Source organism: Larkinella ripae (assembly GCF_054780775.1).
Genome location: NZ_BAAGVR010000022.1, coordinates 755,972 through 775,279, shown reverse-complemented (window position 1 = coordinate 775,279; position 19,308 = coordinate 755,972). Strand labels below are relative to the sequence as shown.

Genomic DNA, 19,308 nt, shown 5'->3' with positions numbered 1-19,308 from the left:
TTTTACGGTTTTCGCGCCCAGATCAGGCCGTAATCCATTTGCGTCGGAATGTTTTCGTCGGTCGGTTGTAAACCGGCCTGCGTGAACCAGTGGCGGTATTCCTGGCGGCTGTAGCAGCGGCCTTTGGTGCCCCAGAACAACTGAGCCGAATAGTCGGTAACGGGCAGCGGGCCGTCCAGCGCGTCGTTCAGAAAGGCATCGTGCGCCCACAGTTCACCACCGGGCCGGATGGCGGCCGCAAAGCGGTCGGCCAGGAGCCGGCAGGTTTCGGTGGGCCAGTCGTGGAACAGGCTGGCCGCCAGCAGCAGATCGGTTGGGGGTAAGGCATCGGTCAGCATGTCGCCGGGCTGGAACGTCACCCGGTTTTTAACGGTTTCGGCCCCCGGCCGGCCGCTATTCGCAAATTCTTCCAGCAATTCGGCGGCCACCTCCAGCACCGCCGGGCGGTCGAACAGCGTGGCCGTTGCGGAGGGATTGACCAGCAGCCATTCGTAGGTATAAAAACCGGTTCCGCCCGCGACGTCGAGCAGGTGGCCGCTGCTTTTGGACAGTTTGCCGGCGACGATGGGCGCGAGCTTGCGGGCGCGTCCGGCCAGCCCCAGCGTGAACATCCGGGACAGGTCGGCATCGTCCATCGGCGATGGATCATCGCCTTCTTTCACGTACGAAATACCGCCGGACGTATCCAGCGACCCGTCGTTCCGCAGCCGGACGGCCATTTCCACCGCGCCCGGATCGTCCTTCTCCAGGCCGACATACCCAATCAGATTCGGCGTCTGCGCCTGCGCCAGATACCGGCCTAATTCCGTGAGCTGAAGCGCGCCGGTTTCGTGGTAGTCGAGCAGCTCCATTGCGCAGAGGGCCGGAAAAAGGACGCTGGCCGGGCGGTTTTTCAGTCCTATCCGCTGACTCAGGTCGGCGACGGAAAGCGGGCCGTTGCTCAGGGCTTCAAAGACGTGCAGGTGGTGAACGGCGGCAATCAGCAGGCGGGAGCCAAACATGGCGCGCAGATGGCGGGTGATGGGAGCGAGGTCGGGGTGAAACGTTGATGGCATTCGCGTGTCGGCAATGGATGAAAACGAAATATTAAATGTAAAATGGCGAATGTAAAAGTAGCTCCGCGCTCCAACACTTTTACATTCGCCATTCATCATTTTACATTCATCATTCAATTTCTTTACACCCGAATCCGCTCATAAACCGGCACGCCAGCCACCGGATCGATGCCGAAGAGTTCGACGTACTGGACTTTGGGGATCAGGCCGGACTCCGATTCCAGTTGCACAAAAACTTTCCGCAGGCAGGCTTTCCGGCCGTTGATGGTGGTCAGGGCCGTGGGTTTGCCTTGTTGCAGATCGACCCAGATGGTGCGTTTTTTAAACGCATTAAGGTGAATTTCAAACCCGTCGTTCTGCCGGCTCACCAGCTGGTGTTTGTATCCGTACGCCATTTTCCACTGAAACATCGACAGTTGTTCGCGCTGTCCCTGCTCGGCGTACCGGATCCAGTAGACGCTGACCGGTTCGTCCGGATTCAGCCGCTGGTTGTTCAGCAGGTTGGCTTCGTAAATGACGGTGTTGGTGTTGTTGCTCCGCTGAATGTAAAACAGGCGGTTGGGCGCGGAGGGCGGCACCGGAAATTCTTTTTCGGCGGCCAGAACCGGGCTGCTGGAACGGACGAGTTCCAGCAGCAACAGAAGCAGAAAAAGCGGACGGTAATTCATGATCGTTGTTCAGTAGTATGTTGTTGTATGCCCCTAAGACCGCCCGCCGAACCGTTCCCCCTACGTCTTTGCAAAAAAAATTAGCCGGGAGCGAATCATGCGGTCCGTCATTTTTTCTTCTACTTTCGCACAACTGAACCGTTTTCAGCGTTTTACGCAGGTATGAAGTCATTCTTGTTTCGTTTTGGCGTGGTGCTGGCCGTTTTGGCCGGCGTCAATCTGTTGTCGTCGTTTTTGTTTTTTCGGGTCGATCTAACCCAGGAAGGCCGCTACACGCTTTCGGAAGGAACCGAAAATCTACTGGCGGACCTCGACGATGATCTGCACGTCAATGTTTATCTGGCGGGCAACCTGCCCCCGGCTTTCAAGCGGCTGGAAACCAGCATCCGCGAAACGCTGGCCGAATTCCAGGCGCGGGCGAGCCAAACGCTGACGTACCGGTTTATCGACCCGACCGCCAATCCGAACGAAAAGCAACGGGCTGACTTTCAGACCCAGCTACTCAATAAAGGGCTGACGCCTACCAACCTGCGCTCGACGGCGGAAGGCAGCCAGCGGACCGAACAACTGATTTATCCCTGGGCCATCGTGTCGTACAAAGGCCGGGAGCTACCGGTTTTGCTGCTGCGCGGCAACCGCTCCGGTTCGTCGGAAGAGCAGTTGAACCAGTCGATTGAAAACGTGGAGTACGAACTGGCATCGGCGATCCGGCGGCTGACGGCCCGGGAGAAAAAAGTGCTGGGCGTAACGGTTTCCTACACGGATGTCGAACCGCTGCGGCTGTCGGATCTGCTGGCCACTTTGCAGGAATTTTATACCATCAAACTGATTGATCTGCAGGCGTCCCGCGATCTGGTGGGGCTCGACGGTCTGATTGTGCCCAAACCCGACCGCCCGTTTTCGGAAGCGGATAAGTACAAAATCGACCAGTTTGTAGTCAACGGCGGCAAGGCGCTGTTCTTTGTCGATGGGCTGAAAATCGACAGCGTCGGCCGGGAGGGAACCTACGCCCAGCCGCTCGACCTGAACCTGAACGATCTGTTTTTTCGCTGGGGTGTTCGGGTCAATACCAACATTATCAAGGATTTGAGTTGCGCCTTCATTCCGCTGAATGTGGGCAATATGGGCGACAAACCCAATATTCAATTGCTGCCGTGGCGGTTTTTTCCGTTGATTAACACCTTCGGCAACAGCCCGATTGTGCGGAATCTGGACGCCATCTACAGCCGGTTTACCAGTACGCTCGATACGGTTCAGGCACCGGGCATTGCAAAAACGCCCCTGCTGATGAGTTCGCAATACACCAAAATCCTGAAAGCGCCCGCGCTGGTGAGTTACAACGAAGCCCGTCAGCAGCCCGACCCGCGCACGTACGACAGTGGGGTTCAACTCATCGCCTGTCTGCTGGAGGGGCGGTTTTCGTCGCTGTATGCCAACCGCATTCTGCCCGGCGATCCGCGGGCGGCCGCGTTCAAAGCGCAGGGGCAACCGGCTAAAATCGTGGTCTGTTCCGACGGCGATTTGCTGATCAACGACATCAATTACCGCAACAACACACCCTATCCGCTCGGCTACGAGCGGTTTTCAAAAAACACCTTCGCCAACAAGGATTTCGTGGTCAATGCCGTCAATTACCTGCTGGACGACAACGGCATTATTACGGCCCGCGCCCGGCAGGTGACGCTCCGGCCGCTCGATAAAATCCGGTTGCAGGAAGAGCGCCTTCCGTGGCAGGTGCTGAACCTGCTGGGGCCGATCGTTCTGGTTGGTTTTGTGGGGGTTGCGTGGCAATTCGCGCGCCGAAAGAAATACGCGTGAGAGGGTTTGGGTTATTTCGCGGAGTTGAGCAGGGAATACCAGCGTTTAGCGGAGAATGACTCTGCTTACCTCTAAGAAACTCCGCGAAATAGTCTCCTTATTTTCGACTATTTTTCCTACTTTTGTTCTTATTGGACAAACGGCCCCAAATAAAATTGCATATGAAATTTATCGTTTCCTCCTCCGTACTACTCAAGCAACTTTCGGCCATCAACGGTGTGGTGGCAACGAACCCGATTGTGCCGATTCTGGAAAACTTTCTGTTCCGGCTGGAAGACGACAACCTGACGGTGACGGCTTCCGATCTGCAAACGACCATGATCACGAACATTGCCGTTGAGTCGTCGGAGAAGGGAGCCATTGCCATTCCGGCCAAACTGCTGCTGGACACGCTGCGCGGTTTGCCCGAACAACCGATCACGTTCAACGTCAATACGGAAACCTTCGGAACGGAGATTCTGACCGACAACGGCCGGTATAAATTGTCCGGTGAAAATCCGATTGACTTTCCGAAAATTCCGACGGTAAACCGCAGCCTTGCGGTCGAACTGTCGTCGGATGCCTTACTGAGCGGCATCAACAACACGGTTTTTGCTACCAGCACCGACGACCTGCGCCCGGCCATGACGGGGGTGTACCTGCAACTGACGGACGAAAGCGCCACGTTCGTGGCCACCGACGGCCACCGGCTGATTCGCTACCGCCGGACGGACATTACCTCGCCGAGCAACAGTTCGATGATCATTCCGCGGAAAGCCCTGACCTTGCTGAAGGCATCGCTGCCCGAAGCCGCGCCGGTGAAAGCCGAGTTCAGCCAGTCGAATGCGTCGTTTACGTTTGCCAGCTCACCCACCGGATCGACGCAGATGATTTGCCGGTTGATCGACGAGCGGTTCCCGGATTTTGAAAACGCCATTCCGGTGAACAATCCGAACGTGATGACCATCGGCCGGACGGATCTGCTGAACTCGCTGAAACGGATCATGATTTACGCCAACCGGACGACGCACCAGATCCGGCTCGCGCTGAAAACCAATTCGCTGACGATTTCCGCCGAAGACCTGGACTACAGCAACGAAGCCAATGAAAAACTGCTCTGCGACTACGATGGCGAGCCGCTGGAAATCGGCTTCAACGCCCGGTTTTTGACCGAAATGCTCAACAACCTGAGCGCTAAAATGCTTTCCTTCGAAATGTCGGCCCCCAACCGCGCCGGTCTGATCATCCCGGCCGATAAGGAAGAAAACGAAGATATGCTGATGCTGGTCATGCCGGTGATGCTCAATACATACGCCTAAGCGGAGTCAACACATTCCATTTAATCATTTCTAGCCCGGAACCCTGGTTTCGGGCTTGTCTTTTTTGGGTGGATTCGTATATTTGAGTTTGTTGCTCATTATAACCCGACAGCAAACCGCTCCTCTTGCCTGCTTTTCAGAAGCTTACCATCAGGGGCCGGAGATCCGGTTTCTCCGGAGAATCGTCGGGTGCGGTGGATAGGCAATTCGTACGGATACACTCCCTTAATTTGTTATGAAAGTATCGCCTGCGGAACCGTTTCAATTGGTGTACTCGCTCCTGGAGCACGAGTTTTTGGGCTATTTGTTTGAAGCGTTCGTCGTGCAACTCAATCCCCGGGGTGAGCTGACGTTGCAGAATCAGACATTGTCGGCCAAAAACGCGGGCGAATTTGCCAGTGAGTTAGACGAAGCTGATTTTGAGCTGGTGCGGATCATCGACGAGATTCAGCAGGATGTGATTCTGAAAAAATTCAATCCGAAGAAACTGCCGGCCGTTGATTTTTTTCTGAAGGTCTACGATACGCAGAAGGGCGATAAAGAATTGCGGGACCGAATCTGCGAATACCTGGAAGTGCGCCGGGCGCTGATTCTGGAACGGCTGGCCAACAAAAAGTTATTCGTCATGGGCAGCGACGGCAATCCGGCCTGGATGGCCATCGAACAAATGCCGGAGAAGGCCCGCGTTTTTTTTAATTTCGACCGCAAGGAAACCGCTACCGAATACTACCCGACCATCAAGTACAGGGGAGAGCGGATTGATTTCCAGTTTAAAGATGCCCTGCTGATCTGCGACGAACCGGCCTGGATGATGGTCGGAAACCGGCTGTTCCATTTCGAGAACAACGTGGACGGCAAAAAGCTGCGGCCATTTCTGCAAAAACGGAATATTGTTATTCCTAAAAATATTGAAGATCAGTACTATAGCCGGTTTGTTGCTCCGCTCATCGCTTCTTACGACGTATATGCCCGGGGATTTGAGATCCGGAGCGAAAAGATGCCGCCCGCGCCGGTTTTGACGGTTTCGGAACAGCTTGACGTGCAGCGCCACGTTCCGGTACTGTTCGAGTCGGCCATGCCGGCCGGCAACGGCCATGGCCCGTCCGAACGCATGAGCAGCGTGCTGACGGAGATCGCCCACGCGGCCCCCGCCGACGATTCGCAGGTGGTTTTTGATCTGTTGTTTCAGTACGGCCAGTTTACGTTTCGGTACGACGGTTTCTCGGATTCGTCCAACGTGAGCATTGAAAAGAAAGGCGACGACTACGTTTTCCACAAGATTCAGCGGGACATTTCAAAAGAAAAATCGACGCTGTTCTGGCTCAAGGAGAACGGGCTGGAACTGAAAGACAACGGCCATTCGCGTTTGGGCAAAGCTGCGGCTTTTGAGTGGCTGCAACAAAACCACAACCTGCTGATGGAAGCCGGTTTTCAGGTTTCGCAGCACGCCAGCGACGCTAAGCGGTATTTCCTGGGCTATTCGTCCATTGTGGTCTCGATCAACGAAACCCGCGACTGGTTCGATATTTACGCCAAGGTGCAGTTTGGCGAGTTCGAAATTCCGTTTATCAAGTTGCGCACGCTGATTCTGAACAAAAAGCGGGAGTTTACCTTGCCCAACGGCGAGATTGCGGTGATTCCGGAAACCTGGTTTACGAAGTATTCGGAACTGTTCGCGTTTATGGAACACGAGATCGACAGCGATCGGTTGGTGCTGCACAAACACCACATTTCGCTGGTACAGGAATTGCAGGAAGAGAGCCTGGCGTCGGCGGTGATCAGTCGGAAACTGGAGAAATTGCGGAGTTTTGAAGAAATCAACGCGCATCCGTTGCCCAGCCGCTTCAACGGGTCGTTGCGACCCTATCAGAAGGCGGGCTACGACTGGCTGCAATTCCTGAATCAATACCGCTTCGGCGGTTGCCTGGCCGACGACATGGGACTGGGCAAAACCGTGATGACGCTGGCGATGTTGCAGTCGCAGAAGGAAGCCGGTTTTAAAGAACCGACGCTGCTCGTCATGCCGACCTCGCTGCTCTACAACTGGGAGCTGGAAGCCCGGCGGTTTACACCCGACCTGCGCGTGATGGTGTATACGGGCACCTACCGCGACAAGAATACCGCCCAGTTTGATGATTACGACCTGATTCTGACCTCCTACGGCATTGTCCGCATCGATATCGACCTGTTGAGACTCTACCGGTTTCATTACATCATCCTGGACGAATCGCAGGCCATCAAAAATCCGTCGTCGCACATTACGCGGGCGGTGATGCAGCTTGATTCGGCCCACCGGCTCATCCTGACCGGCACGCCCCTGGAAAACAGCACGATGGATTTATGGACGCAGATGACGTTCATCAATCCCGGTTTGCTGGGCAGCCAGACGTTTTTCCGCAACGAGTTTCAGGTGCCCATCGAGAAAAAGAACGACGAACAGAAAACCCAGCGGCTGTACGGCATCATCAAGCCATTTATGCTGCGTCGGCACAAGTCGCAGGTGGCGCGGGATCTGCCCGAAAAGGTCGAAAACGTGCACTACAGCGATATGTCGCCGGAGCAGGAAAAGCAGTACGAAGAAGCCAAATCGTATTACCGGAACCTGATTCTGGAACGGATCGAAGAAGATGGCGTTGCCAAGTCGCAGATGGTGGTGTTGCAGGGTTTGACCAAACTCCGGCAGATTGCGAACCACCCGCGCATGATCGACGAAACCTACGAAGGCAATTCGGGCAAGCTCGACGACATGGTGATGCGGCTGGAAGGCGCGATGGCGGACAATCACAAGATTCTGGTATTCAGTCAGTTTATTAAACACCTGGACGTGGTTCAGGAGTATTTGCAGGAACGCGGAATTCAGTATGCCTACCTGGACGGATCAACGCAGGACCGGCGTGGTCAGGTGCAGCTGTTTCAGAACAACGACGCCATCAAACTGTTTTTGATTTCGCTGAAAGCCGGTGGGTTGGGCCACAACCTGACGGCGGCCGATTACGTTTTTATCCTCGATCCGTGGTGGAATCCGGCCATTGAAGCCCAGGCCATCGACCGCGCGCACCGCATCGGGCAGCAGCGAACGGTTTTTACCTACAAATTTATTTCGCGCAACACGGTTGAAGAGAAGATTCTGGCCCTGCAACGCTCCAAGCAGAAACTCGCCAGTGACCTGATCACGACCGAAGAAAACTTCATGAAATCGCTGACCAAAGAAGATATTATCGCGCTGCTCGAATAGGCGGTTTTACTCCAGATTCAGCAGGGATTTCAGCTTTTCGTAAAAACCGGTGTTGCGGAAGGTAAAGGTTTTGTGCAGGATGTAATTGGAGATGAAACTCAGACCCATACCGAACGTGTGCGAGAACAGCTTGTTGATATTCACGGTTTTAACCGAACCCGGGAGGGTGAACGTATAAATGCCGTTCTGGCTGACCGAAAAGGTGTATAGGGCCGACGCTCCGTAAACCGTAATCAGACAGGAAATCACCGACACCATCGCGAACTTGGCCATTTCCCGCCGGGTTTTGGCGGAGTTTTTGGCGTTGAACGCCAGCAGTTTCGTCAGGAAAAAACCGATGAAGAAGGAACTGATGTAACCGATCAGGACGCCATTTTCGTAGGAAACCTGAAACCACTCCTGAAGCAGCGAACTCACTATTATTTGCAGGGAGGCACCAATGGCCGCAACAATGAAATACGCAATTAAGTCTTTTTGATTGAAGAGTTTGTTCGCCATAATGGATGCTTTCCGGGTGCGGATAAGACCCGCAAATTAATACGAAGACTTGAAAGTAGCGTCATTCATCGGTTATTGGGCGAATGGCTTTAGGGAACGGTTGTGTTCGGTAGAAGAGCAATGGCGGTTTTTGGCGGTGAATATAGTCGGTTGAAAACTACCATAAAGCCGTAAAGAGGACTACTTTTGCAGACGGATTTTGATACGTATGTCTACATTTAACCCCAATACCCGGATCGGTATTCTCGGCGGAGGTCAACTGGGCCTGATGCTGTTGCAGGCCGGTATCGACTGGAACCTGAACGTCCATATCCTGGACCCGGATGCCGAAGCGCCCTGCCGTCCTCTGGCCACTTCGTTCACCCAGGGTTCGCTGACGGATTACGATACGGTTTATCAGTTTGGTCAGCAGGTCGAGGTGTTAACAATTGAAATTGAGCGCGTTAATGTTGAAGCCCTGGAAGCCCTGGAACGCGAAGGAAAGCGGGTTTTTCCGCAACCGTCGGTGATCCGGATCATCCAGGACAAGCGGGAGCAAAAGCAATTTTACCGGGAGCACAACCTCCCGACTGCCGATTTTATCCTGACCGAAAACCGGGCCGATGCAGCCCGGACTTTAGCCCGTACCCCGGACTTTCTACCGGCGTTTCACAAGCTGGGGCGCGACGGCTACGACGGGCGGGGGGTGCAGCGCATCGCCACGGCCAGCGATTCTGAAAAAGCCTTTGATGCGCCGGGGGTGCTGGAAAAAGCCGTGGACTTCGCCAAAGAACTGGCCGTCATTGTCGCCCGCAACGAACAGGGCCAAACCGCCACGTTTCCGACGGTCGAGATGGTTTTTCATCCCGAACAAAACCTGGTGGAATATTTGTTTGCGCCCGCGGCCATCTCCGAAACCGTCGATCAGCAGGCGCAGGCCGTGGCCCGAAAAACCGCCGAAGCGTTCGGACTGGTGGGTTTGCTGGCCGTTGAACTGTTCCTGACCAACGATGGCCAGATCATTGTCAATGAAGTCGCCCCGCGTCCGCACAACAGCGGGCATCACACGATTCGGGCCAACGTCACCTCGCAGTTTGAGCAACACTGGCGGGCCATCCTGAACCTGCCGCTGGGCGACACCACCGCCCTGACGCCAGCCGCGATGATCAACCTGCTGGGAGAGCCCGGCCACAGCGGCCCGGCCCACTACGAAGGCATGGAAACGCTGCTGGCCATGCCCGGCGTGTTTCCGTTTCTGTACGGTAAAAAAATCACCCGCCCGTTTCGCAAAATGGGCCATATTACCGTTATTAGTCAGGATTTAGAGCAACTCCGGCAAAAAGCCGAAACCGTTAAGGAAAGCATTAAAGTAAAAACGATGAATGAGGAACGATGAACGATGAATCAGGTTGTGCGTCAGCCCATTCATCGTTCATTGGTCCTCTTTCCTCATTCAAAAATATGGTTGGAATTATCATGGGGAGTAGCTCGGACCTGAAGGTCATGCAGGAAGCTGCCGACATATTGACCGAGCTGGGCGTTTCGTACGAAATCGATGTGGTTTCGGCGCACCGAACCCCGGAGAAAATGGTGGACTACGGAAAAACCGCCCGTCAGCGGGGCCTGAAAGTCGTCATTGCCGGAGCCGGTGGCGCAGCCCACTTGCCGGGCATGGTGGCTTCACTAACGACGTTGCCGGTGATTGGCGTGCCGGTCAAATCCAGCAATTCAATCGACGGCTGGGACTCGGTTTTGTCGATTCTGCAAATGCCGTCGGGCGTTCCGGTGGCCACGGTTGCGCTGAACGGCGCCCGCAACGCCGGAATTCTGGCCGCTCAGGTTGTGGGAACGTTTGACGAAACGGTGGCACAGCGCTTGCAGGCGTATAAGGACGAGATGAAAGTGAAAGTGGAGCGAATGAGTCAGGAAGTCAAGAATAGTTAATAGGGTTTACGGTTTTCAGTTTCCGGTTGGCTGACGCATTTTGTTTGATGCTTGCGTCAGCCAACCGGAAACTGAAAACCGTAAACTGTAAACCGTAATTATGGAAACCGAAAATGCGAAGCGTAACCCCCGACCAGCGGAGGGATCTAGTTTGCCGACCGTCACGCTGGTCGTGCTGGTGCTGACCATCCTGGCACTGTTGTACGTGGGCTATGAGTACGTCGCCGATGATACAAAAGGATCGGAGGAGTTAACGAGCGTCGCGCTGGATACGACGGTGCAGAAACCGGCGGAACTGCCGATTGAGCCGGAGCTGGTGGCACCGATCGAAATTGACACTTCAAGCCGGAACGCGCCGGTTGATCTGTCGCAGTCTACCCCCCCACCCGCCGAAGAGGAGAAAAAGGAAGAACAGAAAAAACCGGCTTTGGATTCGGAAGAACGTCCGGCAAAAGGTGTGGCTACGGCGGAAAAACCCAAGGAAGAAAAACCGGCCCGGGAGGAGAAACCGGTTGCGGAGAAACCCAAGGAAGAAAAGAAAGAAACCCCCAAAGCCAGCGTTCCGGCGGGTGGCGTCGCGATGACGCACACGGTAAAACCGGGTGAAACGATTTACAGCGTCGCTACAAAATACAACCTGAGTGTCAATACGTTGAAAGCACTCAATCCGGATTTGCAGGACAACGGCGTGAAGGCCAATGTGACGAAGCTGAAGGTGAAAGCGCGGGCGTATCACACCGTCGGGCCGGGCGACATTTTGCGGGTGGTTGCCGATAAATACGGCGTTACGGTGGAGGCCCTGATGAAAGCCAACGGAAAAACCAAAAACTACGCGGCCCGGGGCGAAAAACTGGTTATTCCCTATGCCGAACGCCAGTAGGAAGTAGTTTCCGAAACGAATGATCTTTTTTTAACTTGCTGCGCACGCAGATTTACTGACCATCCCGATTCCATGAAAACCGTTTTTGCCACCCTTCTTTTTTTCGGTCTCGCCCTGACCGGCGCGACCGCCCAAAGCAAAATGAAGAAAACCGACCTTCAGCACGTGGTGCTGTTCAAGTTTAAGCCCGAAACCACGCCCGAAAAAGTAACCGAAATTATCACGGCTTTTGAAGCACTGCCGTCGAAAATCAAAGAAATCAAAGGGTTTAAGTGGGGCACCAACAACAGCCCGGAGGGACACGACAAGGGATTGACGCACGCCTTTATCCTGACGTTCGACAACGAGAAAGACCGGGACACCTATCTGCCGCACCCGGCCCACAAGGAATTCGGTAAGATTGTCGGCCCGTGGCTGGCGGATTTGACCGTTGTCGATTTTACGAATAAAGCCAAATAAGGAGGAGAGGAGAAAAGGGAGGAAGGGATGAAAGGAAAAGGGGAATGGTTTCGTCCCCGGTTCTTTTCATCCCTTCCTCCCTTTTCTCTTTTTTTATTCCTTTCCTTCCGCTAGAAAGCCTTTCCGGCGCAGGAGGGCATCCATGAATTTCAGTTCGTTTTCGGTCGTGAAGATCGAATACGGAAGGTAGAGGAACTGCGCATCTTTCATGCCTTTGGCCACGATTTTGGCCAGCCAGTTCACTTTCATGCCGTTCATGGCCTGGTCGTTGGAAACCACCAGAACGTACGCTTCTTTATCTTTCTTCGCGCTCCGGATTTGGTCCCACTTCAGAATACCGCCTTCGCGGGCGTTAAGCTTGAGCAGAATCTGGCGGCTGTCAATTTCGTAAACGTATTTTTGAAACAACGATTTCGTTTGCTCCATTTGCGTGATGCCCGTAAACTGCACGGCCCAGAACAAGACGTATAAAATGGTGAGCAGCGCAATGACGAGGTAGATCCACCAGTTCGGATAAACGCCGGTTATGTTCAGAACGGCGTTGGCAAAAATAAGACCCAGCGGGACAAAGCCCCAGTACCAGTTGTGTTTCACCCAGCTACGCATCGCCAGACTGATGTAGGTTTTCTGGTCGAGGGCGTATTTTTTGGTTTTAATAATCATTGAAATGGATAACTTAATAGACCGGCGACATTAAACAAGAGAACGAAGCGGAAAACCCAGGGCCTTTCAGCGCTTGTCGCGCTGCTCTTGTCTAACGAAGTTGCAAAAGTACGAAAAGGCTTTGTTTATTTTGAGCCTTCGGCCTTTTCGGTTAATTTTCATTTTTAATAAAGGGAGTATGACTGCCGAGATGACCCAGATTCTGACGCGCGTGCAGGTGGAGCAGAAAATCCGCCGGATTGCGTTTGAAATTTACGAGAACAATTTTGAAGAATCGGAGGTGATTCTGGCCGGCGTATCGGGCGAAGGGTACGTTCTGGCCCAGCGGCTGGCGGAAGTGTTGCGGCAGATTGCTCCGCTCCATAGTACGGTGATGCAAATCGAGCTGGATAAAACCATCAAGCAGCAGCCGCCCATTCACCTGGATGCGGAAAATACGGTTTTTACCAATAAATCAGTGATTGTCGTCGACGATGTTCTGAATTCGGGCCGGACGCTGGCTTTTGCCCTCCAGCCTTTTTTGAACGTTCCGCTGACCAGCCTCAAAGTAGCGGTTATTGTGGATCGCGACCACAAACGCTACCCCGTTGCGGCCGATTACATTGGTTACAAACTGTCAACGACGCTGACCGAGCACGTCGAAGTGGTGCTCAGCGACGGGGAGCGCATGGGCGTGTATTTGCGGTAAAACCGGCCAACGAAGCGCCGACCGGTTTTTTGATTTTATTTGAACCCGAAGAACAGCGGAAACAGGAAGGTGACCACGGCGCTCCACAGACTGTAAACCGGCAGGAACAAGGCCACGGATTTGCCCACCAGCGCGAGGTCGGTTTTTCGGGTTAAAGCCCCCATGAGTTTTACGCTTACGTACAGCAGGTGGCTGAGCATCAAAACGTTTGCTCCCAGCACCGCGGCCCGGTTGGGCGTCAGTCCCCATTCCGAAATCCGGAACAGAACGGCCGACAGGGCAATTCCGTTCACCAGCAGCGTAACCAGCGACAGGAGAAACAGAATCAGAATCTGGGTTGAATTTTTGCTGGTGGGCGAGGTTTCGGCGACCGAAAAGAAAATGAGCGCCATGACCGCAACCAGCAGCGCGTTGAAAAGCAGCAGAAAATCCCGGTCATGGTAAGGGTCCTTGTCCGCAAACAGCATGGCCGCCAGATACACCACCAGCATGACCAGCGCCACCGGGCTGAACAGGTTTGCAATCACCGGCGAGACTTTATTGACCAGCGTGGGCTGGGTCTGGGTCAGAAACGTAGCGACCATGGGCAGCGCGGCCAAACCACAGATCACGATGTAATTGAAGTAAAACGCCTGGATGTCCCAGCCAATCAGCCTGAATAAATTAATGGTGATGGCCGTGGTGAGCCCGCCCGCAATCAGCAGCAGAACCGCCATGACGGCCAGCTCCCCATTGTACCGCAGAAAACCCAGCCAGCCTGCCCCGTCGCTTTTCAGCTTTCCTCCGCCAAATGTGAAGCCCAGAAAAGACCACAGCAACAAAGGCAAATGAAGACACGACAGAATCAGGGTGTCGCCGGGCTGGCTCTGGGGAAGCCAGTTAATGAAACCGACGGCAATCAGGATGAAGCCCGCCAACCAGGCCGCGGTTTTTGGGGAAATCCGGTTTTTCCAGGCAAAGTAGCCAATCAGGAACGGAAAAACGATGAAGCCAATGTTGCGCTGATAATAAAATTCTTCGTTCAGGGCTAGCAATTTCGGCAGTTTGGCCAGAAAAGCCGCCAGCAACGATGCGGTTACTACCAGCAACCGCTCCTGCGGGGTACCCCAGAACAAATCTTCCGCGCTGTAATTCAAACGTTGGTGCCAGCCCTCGATCAGCGGATCACCCTTGAGCTGGGGATAAAGGGCGTTCAGAGCGGTTTTGAAGCTCGGTTTGTTGCTCCGGTACAGTTTTTCCAGTTGACCGGGTTTGTCTATGTTCGACAGGATTTCCTGGTGCATAAAAGTTGGTGTTATAGATATAAAGTACTTTGTTTTTCAAAGTTAAAAAACGAAAAAAGTCAGGGTCTTTTGTTGGTCCGGATCAGGCGCTCCAGGGCATCCAGGTGGTTTCTGAATGCCGCATTTCCCTGCTGGGTGGCCTGGTACTGCGTGTTCGGTTTACGGCCGATAAACTGCTTTTCAACCTGCAGATAACCCACTTCTTCCAGCGCCCGCAAATGACTCGCCAGATTGCCGTCCGTAAGTTCCAGCGTCTCCTTCAGCAAATTGAAATCGACACTTTCCGATACCATCAGAATCGACATGATGCCGAGCCGGGCCCGACTCTCAAAATCTTTGTTTATATGTTTCAGGTAATCTTTCACCGGTTCTTCATCAGGGCATAACACGGTTTGCCGTTGCGATTGGTTAAACGTTTTTGCCGGCGAAAAACCGGCGGTTAGCGGCTCATTTCCGTTCGTATTTATAGACAATCAGGGCTCCATACAGCATGTTCAGCCCGCCAAAGCCCGCTCCCCAGGCCAGTAAACCGTATTCAACCCGGAAGCAGGCCAGAAGACCCAGCGCCATTTCGCCCAGGCCCAGATAGCGGATTTCCGGAAAAGTATACTTGCTGCTCTGGATCATCGCCAGACCATAAAAGATCAGCATCGAAGGCGCGACGAGGTAGAAAATCTGGTGGTACAGCAGCACCAGACAAAAGACGCCCCCGGCCGCCAGCGGAATGCACAGGTTGCTGAACATGCGCTGCCCGGCTTGCTGCCAGAGCGGCTGGTTTGCCTTCTGCGCCTTGAACCGGCTCAGAATGAGCACCGAGCAGAGGGCCAGCATCAGCACAACCGCCGTGACGATCAACAGAAAGGTGCTGGTTTCCGGGCTAAGAGCGCCCTGATAAACCGCCTGATACGTCAGGTGCTCCCGGTTCAGCTTCCAGTTGACCACCTCCACACCGGCCAGCGCCAGCAGGCCCACCACGATTCCGGACAAACCGCTCAGGGACGTGAAGCGGGTGGAGCGTTCCATGAGGCTGCGAATCTCCTGTAGGTTCGCGAGCTGTTCTTGATGTTGTGTCATATAAAGTACTTTGAAATTCAAAGTTAACAATTCCTTTTTATCATGCAATACCAACAGGCCAAAAATTTTTAGGATGTGCTTCCCAGTAAAAAACCGCATCATTCGCTCAGGACCAGAACCCGGCAAACGATGCGGTTTCTGAAAATCGGGGGTTACAGGGTCTTTTCCACAATGCCGCCCTTGCGGCTATCGACCGAAACCGTGTATTTACCACTGCCGCTGCCTTTCACGATCCAGCGGACTTTCACGTAGCCCATCCCCGGAATGTTGGGCACTTCCAGCGTGGCGGGGTTGTTTTTTTGCTCGCGGGTGATGTTCAGATCGGCATTCTCGACAATCATAGCGGCAACCGGAGTGGCGCCTTTCAGGGTGATGTAATCGGGTCGTTCGATCCTGAACCGGATGTCGTGCGACGAATGCGTCGGAATGACGCGCTGGTTGACGACCGTGGCCGTTACTTCCGTCAAGCCGTTGCCCAGCGGTTTCGACGTGATGGCCTGAACGTCCAGTTTGGGCGTCTGGTGGGCGTGAAAAAGCGTGAACGCCATGTTCCGATGGGCGTCTTCTTCCAGCATAAAACCGGGGTGGTTGCGGATGTAGTTTTTTTTGGGACCGCCAATTTCAATGTCGCCGTACTGCGGGTGTTTGAACGGTTTCCAGGTCACGTAAGCGTCGTCCATCAGCAGGTATTTCCCGAATTGATTGTACTCATCGTTCTGAAAGCGGTTGCTCTCACCCGGTTTTTGCCGAAACAGCAAATAAGACGTCATCAACTCGTTCGAGAACGTAAAAATGCCCCGACCCAGCGCCAGCCAGTCGATTTCGCCCCCGTAAACCGTGTACAAATCCTTGTAAATCACGTAGTAATTGTAACCGGGAATAATTTTTTCGCCCGTTCGCCCGATGACGTCATACACCTCGATATCGCTCGGGTTGTAATACTGCTGATCTTCTTCGGCCCCCGGCCCGCGCAAAAACTGACCGCCGTAGTTGTGGTAACTCTGCGCGCCCGCGATGTTCGGACGGCTCATAATGTACTTCTTGATGGCCTGCGTTTCGGGCAGGGTGCCCGGGTAAAACAGTGCGCCGTTCTGGACGTAATTGGGTTGCCAGCCCCAGCCCCAATCCCGGTTGGGGTCGTAGTAGCCCACCACGTCTTCGTTCACCAGCCCGTCGCCGTCGTTGTCAATGCCTTCGTAACCCAGCATTTCGTATTCCCCCGGCTCGTCGGGTTTGGCCGGAATCATGCGCGTCGGGTCGTTGGGGTCCTGTTTCATGCGGCCCAGTGGCGTTTTTCGGCGCATCAGTACAATGTTACCATCGCCGTCCAGGTCGTCGTATTTGTCTTCATCGGCTTCCCCGTCACCATCATCGTCGAACGGCATCATGCCCGAACGGGGCGAATTCGGGTTGTTCGGGTTCTTGATAAAATCCTCCCGCGCATCCGGGTTGATGGTGGGCGCGATATAAAACACCTTATCTTTCAGCAACTGCGTCGTGAAATCGACCTGATTAAAGTTCTCGGCCAGATACCAGGCCGTGTACATCGCGATTTCCGAGCCCTGCAACTCGTTGGAGTGAATGTTACCGTCGATGTAAAAACCCGGTTTTCGGTCCACGGTGCCGGTTTTGAAATCACTGACGACCAGCACCCACAAATCCCGGCCCTGAAACGTTTTGCCCATCGACTCCACGCGGACCAGATTCGGGTGCGCTTTCGCCATGTCCTGGCAAAATTTCGTGATGCCGGCGTAGTCGTTGTAGTGGTTCCAGCGCATCGGCACTTTCGGATTGGCGGGTGACCCCACGGCCCGCAAGCCCGTCAACTCATCGTTTTGAGCCGGTTTTTGCTGCGCGAAAGTCGTGACCGATAAAAGTGTCCAAAGAACTATAGATAACTTTTTCATACCTGTCTCTCTGATTGCCTCCGGTGTTCCCTGATTAACTCTGCGCTATAACGGTTACACAGAGCTGATCAGAGAACACCGAAGGCAATCAGGTTTTTATTTTAAGTTGATGTCGATTGCTTTAATGCCGGTCATGGCGTTGCCTGCTTCGAGGGTGGCCCGGCCCGTGCCGGAGACGAGGAACGTAACTTCCATCGACTCGCCGGCCGCCATCGGATTGCGCAGAATCCGCTTCCGGCCCGACACCACGGTCTGGCCGTTGCCGGTTTTTAGTTCCACTTTCATTTTGGGCACAAACCGCACCCGGTCGCCGATTTCGGAGCCCGTTGGCAGCAAACCCCGGTTGATGACCTGCGCCGTCACGCGCGTTAGTCCGCCCGCCAGCGCTTCCGTCCGGAGGTTCACCACATCGATTACGGGCATCTGCCGGGCAAAAGCCGTCAGAAAATTCAGGTGTTTGTCGGCCGCTTCGTTCAGAAACGAAACCGGCGGATTCAGTCTGGCGAATGGGACAATACCACCCACTTCCGCTTTCCGGCCCGGAAAATCCGGGTGCTCGATGGGTTGCCAGTTGACAAACACGTCGCGGAGGTTGTTGGCATCCGCCCATTTCAGGAACTTTATTTCTTCGTTATCCGACGGTTTTGGCCCACCCGGCGCCTTGGTTTTGGCGGTATCGGCGGGCGTACCGGTTTTGGGCACCCACCAGCCCGGCGTGGAAAAGCTGAATCGCCCGTAGTGGTAGTAGGCGGTTTGGGCAAAATTGCCTTTGGCGGGCGGCATGGGGGGAGCGTCTTTCAATCCGGTCTGGCTGTTGTAAAGCCGGGAAACCTGGTCGCCAACGGGAGCGTCTTTTTCCAGCACCCCGGTGATGATGCGCCTGACGGTTTTGGTCCGGTCGAACTTAGGGGCTTCCGAAAGGTTGTTGTAGGGTCCGAATGTAAAAACCGCATAAACATTGGGCGTTTTGTACAGAAAGTCGAGCAAGGCCCGGTTTTCGGGTTCGGATACCGGCATTTCGCCCGATTCCGGGGTGAAAAAGGGATAATCGAAGGTGAAGTTTTTGTCCAGCGCGACGCCCCCCGCCCCATCTTCGTTGAACGTGCCATCCTTGTCGTTGTCGGTTCCTTCCGAAATGAGAAGGTAGCGACCGGTTTCACCTTTGGCCGGATCGGCTTTGACCAGAACGCGCGGATCGTCCTTGCTCGGCAGGAAGGCGCCGGTGGGGTCTTCCACCCGGATTTGCGTAATCAAACCGTCTTTGTTCAGATCCTCCAGGGGATCTTCGTTTAAGCGACCATCGCGGTCGTCGTCGGTATCGGCACCGTTGCCGGTCCGTTCGTAGCGCGGCTTGGCCCCAAATTGTTCCTGCGCATCGGGGTTAACGCTGGGAAAAATATAAAACGTTTTGCTGGTGAGCAGCCGCGCCACACTGTCCTGGTTCGAAGCCGCCAGCAGTTTTTCAGCCAGTTGAACCGCCAGTTCCGTGCCCGCCAGGTGTGGGCCATGCACCCCGGCCACCAGGGCCACCGCCGGTTTTTGGGCGGCCGTTCCGCGTCCCAGCGTGAGCAGCCAGACGTCTTTTCCTCCGCGTGATTTTCCAATGGATTGCAGCGTGGCGAAGGCTCCGTAGCGACTGCTGAGGGCCTTCAGGCGGGTAGCCAGTTGAGCCGCGGAAGGGTATTGTCCCGCCGGTCGCGTTTGGGCCACCGAGTCCGTGCAAACCGCAGCGCAACTCAGCAGGCCCGCCAGCAGGGACGGGAAGAAACGGTATTTCATGAAAAACGGGTAAACAAATGGTTGAATAACGAAGCGAAGCCTTAAATTTAAATAAATTGCTGTAAAATTGCCCGAAACAG

17 protein-coding genes are annotated in these 19,308 nt (G+C 54.4%); 8 read left to right on the top strand and 9 right to left on the bottom strand.

The window, feature by feature from the left end:
- Positions 1-2: 2 nt before the first annotated feature.
- Both ACYVHX_RS16175 and ACYVHX_RS16170 read right to left on the bottom strand, forming a co-directional pair.
- Entirely contained in the window at positions 3-1,055 is a 1,053-nt protein-coding gene (locus tag ACYVHX_RS16175; RefSeq protein ID WP_460672700.1) for a methyltransferase, read from the bottom strand.
- Positions 1,056-1,177: 122 nt separating this feature from the next.
- Positions 1,178-1,723, bottom strand: a complete 546-nt coding sequence (locus tag ACYVHX_RS16170; RefSeq protein ID WP_460672699.1) for a DUF4833 domain-containing protein — start codon at positions 1,721-1,723, stop codon at positions 1,178-1,180.
- A gap of 162 nt (positions 1,724-1,885) precedes the next feature.
- On the opposite strand from ACYVHX_RS16170, the gene gldG reads away from it, so the two are divergent.
- From gldG to ACYVHX_RS16155, 3 genes are all read left to right on the top strand, one after another.
- Positions 1,886-3,541: a gliding motility-associated ABC transporter substrate-binding protein GldG gene (gldG, locus tag ACYVHX_RS16165; RefSeq protein ID WP_460672698.1), complete on the top strand. Its 1,656-nt coding sequence runs from the start codon at positions 1,886-1,888 to the stop codon at positions 3,539-3,541.
- A gap of 161 nt (positions 3,542-3,702) precedes the next feature.
- Positions 3,703-4,839 carry a DNA polymerase III subunit beta gene (gene dnaN / locus ACYVHX_RS16160; protein ID WP_460672697.1) on the top strand — a complete coding sequence of 379 codons (1,137 nt, stop codon included), beginning with the start codon at positions 3,703-3,705 and terminating at the stop codon, positions 4,837-4,839.
- Between the two features lie 235 nt (positions 4,840-5,074).
- Positions 5,075-8,074 (top strand): DEAD/DEAH box helicase, encoded by a 3,000-nt coding sequence (locus ACYVHX_RS16155; RefSeq protein ID WP_460672696.1) that lies wholly within the window; start codon positions 5,075-5,077, stop codon positions 8,072-8,074.
- A 6-nt stretch (positions 8,075-8,080) separates the two neighbouring features.
- On the opposite strand, the gene ACYVHX_RS16150 is transcribed toward ACYVHX_RS16155, so the two are convergent.
- The gene (locus tag ACYVHX_RS16150; protein WP_460672695.1) at positions 8,081-8,572 is read right to left on the bottom strand and encodes a GtrA family protein; all 492 of its coding nucleotides are present in this window, start codon (positions 8,570-8,572) and stop codon (positions 8,081-8,083) included.
- Between the two features lie 208 nt (positions 8,573-8,780).
- On the opposite strand from ACYVHX_RS16150, the gene ACYVHX_RS16145 reads away from it, so the two are divergent.
- The 4 genes from ACYVHX_RS16145 (at position 8,781) to ACYVHX_RS16130 (ending at position 11,834) form a co-directional block, all read left to right on the top strand.
- Positions 8,781-9,947 carry a 5-(carboxyamino)imidazole ribonucleotide synthase gene (locus ACYVHX_RS16145; protein ID WP_460672694.1) on the top strand — a complete coding sequence of 389 codons (1,167 nt, stop codon included), beginning with the start codon at positions 8,781-8,783 and terminating at the stop codon, positions 9,945-9,947.
- A gap of 65 nt (positions 9,948-10,012) precedes the next feature.
- Positions 10,013-10,495: a 5-(carboxyamino)imidazole ribonucleotide mutase gene (gene purE, locus ACYVHX_RS16140; protein WP_460672693.1), complete on the top strand. Its 483-nt coding sequence runs from the start codon at positions 10,013-10,015 to the stop codon at positions 10,493-10,495.
- A gap of 100 nt (positions 10,496-10,595) precedes the next feature.
- Positions 10,596-11,375: a LysM peptidoglycan-binding domain-containing protein gene (locus tag ACYVHX_RS16135; RefSeq protein WP_460672692.1), complete on the top strand. Its 780-nt coding sequence runs from the start codon at positions 10,596-10,598 to the stop codon at positions 11,373-11,375.
- 72 nt (positions 11,376-11,447) lie between these two features.
- Positions 11,448-11,834: a Dabb family protein gene (locus ACYVHX_RS16130; RefSeq protein ID WP_460672691.1), complete on the top strand. Its 387-nt coding sequence runs from the start codon at positions 11,448-11,450 to the stop codon at positions 11,832-11,834.
- Positions 11,835-11,927: 93 nt separating this feature from the next.
- Here the strand turns inward: ACYVHX_RS16130 and ACYVHX_RS16125 are convergent, their stop codons facing one another.
- Positions 11,928-12,497, bottom strand: coding sequence for a YcxB family protein (locus ACYVHX_RS16125; RefSeq protein WP_460672690.1), 570 nt, complete (start codon positions 12,495-12,497; stop codon positions 11,928-11,930).
- A 178-nt stretch (positions 12,498-12,675) separates the two neighbouring features.
- Here ACYVHX_RS16125 and ACYVHX_RS16120 point away from each other — a divergent pair, with 178 nt between their 5' ends.
- Entirely contained in the window at positions 12,676-13,185 is a 510-nt protein-coding gene (locus ACYVHX_RS16120) for a phosphoribosyltransferase family protein (RefSeq protein WP_460672689.1), read from the top strand.
- A gap of 35 nt (positions 13,186-13,220) precedes the next feature.
- On the opposite strand, the gene ACYVHX_RS16115 is transcribed toward ACYVHX_RS16120, so the two are convergent.
- The 5 genes from ACYVHX_RS16115 to ACYVHX_RS16095 form a co-directional block, all read right to left on the bottom strand.
- Positions 13,221-14,468 (bottom strand): hypothetical protein, encoded by a 1,248-nt coding sequence (locus ACYVHX_RS16115; RefSeq protein ID WP_460672688.1) that lies wholly within the window; start codon positions 14,466-14,468, stop codon positions 13,221-13,223.
- 59 nt (positions 14,469-14,527) lie between these two features.
- Complete coding sequence (locus ACYVHX_RS16110) at positions 14,528-14,833, bottom strand: winged helix-turn-helix domain-containing protein (RefSeq protein ID WP_460672687.1); 306 nt, start codon at positions 14,831-14,833, stop codon at positions 14,528-14,530.
- An 82-nt stretch (positions 14,834-14,915) separates the two neighbouring features.
- Positions 14,916-15,542: a hypothetical protein gene (locus ACYVHX_RS16105; RefSeq protein WP_460672686.1), complete on the bottom strand. Its 627-nt coding sequence runs from the start codon at positions 15,540-15,542 to the stop codon at positions 14,916-14,918.
- A gap of 152 nt (positions 15,543-15,694) precedes the next feature.
- A complete protein-coding gene (locus tag ACYVHX_RS16100) occupies positions 15,695-17,449 on the bottom strand; it encodes a M14 family metallopeptidase (RefSeq protein ID WP_460672685.1) in 1,755 nt (584 codons plus the stop codon).
- Between the two features lie 96 nt (positions 17,450-17,545).
- Positions 17,546-19,228, bottom strand: coding sequence for a M14 family metallopeptidase (locus ACYVHX_RS16095; RefSeq protein WP_460672684.1), 1,683 nt, complete (start codon positions 19,226-19,228; stop codon positions 17,546-17,548).
- Between the last annotated feature and the right edge of the window lie 80 nt (positions 19,229-19,308).

Bases quoted from the DNA above. Each gene is read 5' to 3' on its own strand.
- ACYVHX_RS16155 (WP_460672696.1), top strand. From the start codon at position 5,075: ATGAAAGTATCGCCTGCGGAACCGTTTCAATTGGTGTACTCGCTCCTG.
- ACYVHX_RS16115 (WP_460672688.1), bottom strand. From the start codon at position 14,468: ATGCACCAGGAAATCCTGTCGAACATAGACAAACCCGGTCAACTGGAA.
- ACYVHX_RS16120 (WP_460672689.1), top strand. From the start codon at position 12,676: ATGACTGCCGAGATGACCCAGATTCTGACGCGCGTGCAGGTGGAGCAG.
- ACYVHX_RS16125 (WP_460672690.1), bottom strand. From the start codon at position 12,497: ATGATTATTAAAACCAAAAAATACGCCCTCGACCAGAAAACCTACATC.
- ACYVHX_RS16135 (WP_460672692.1), top strand. From the start codon at position 10,596: ATGGAAACCGAAAATGCGAAGCGTAACCCCCGACCAGCGGAGGGATCT.
- ACYVHX_RS16095 (WP_460672684.1), bottom strand. From the start codon at position 19,228: ATGAAATACCGTTTCTTCCCGTCCCTGCTGGCGGGCCTGCTGAGTTGC.
- ACYVHX_RS16100 (WP_460672685.1), bottom strand. From the start codon at position 17,449: ATGAAAAAGTTATCTATAGTTCTTTGGACACTTTTATCGGTCACGACT.
- ACYVHX_RS16105 (WP_460672686.1), bottom strand. From the start codon at position 15,542: ATGACACAACATCAAGAACAGCTCGCGAACCTACAGGAGATTCGCAGC.
- dnaN (WP_460672697.1), top strand. From the start codon at position 3,703: ATGAAATTTATCGTTTCCTCCTCCGTACTACTCAAGCAACTTTCGGCC.
- ACYVHX_RS16175 (WP_460672700.1), bottom strand. From the start codon at position 1,055: ATGCCATCAACGTTTCACCCCGACCTCGCTCCCATCACCCGCCATCTG.
- gldG (WP_460672698.1), top strand. From the start codon at position 1,886: ATGAAGTCATTCTTGTTTCGTTTTGGCGTGGTGCTGGCCGTTTTGGCC.
- purE (WP_460672693.1), top strand. From the start codon at position 10,013: ATGGTTGGAATTATCATGGGGAGTAGCTCGGACCTGAAGGTCATGCAG.
- ACYVHX_RS16145 (WP_460672694.1), top strand. From the start codon at position 8,781: ATGTCTACATTTAACCCCAATACCCGGATCGGTATTCTCGGCGGAGGT.
- ACYVHX_RS16130 (WP_460672691.1), top strand. From the start codon at position 11,448: ATGAAAACCGTTTTTGCCACCCTTCTTTTTTTCGGTCTCGCCCTGACC.
- ACYVHX_RS16170 (WP_460672699.1), bottom strand. From the start codon at position 1,723: ATGAATTACCGTCCGCTTTTTCTGCTTCTGTTGCTGCTGGAACTCGTC.
- ACYVHX_RS16150 (WP_460672695.1), bottom strand. From the start codon at position 8,572: ATGGCGAACAAACTCTTCAATCAAAAAGACTTAATTGCGTATTTCATT.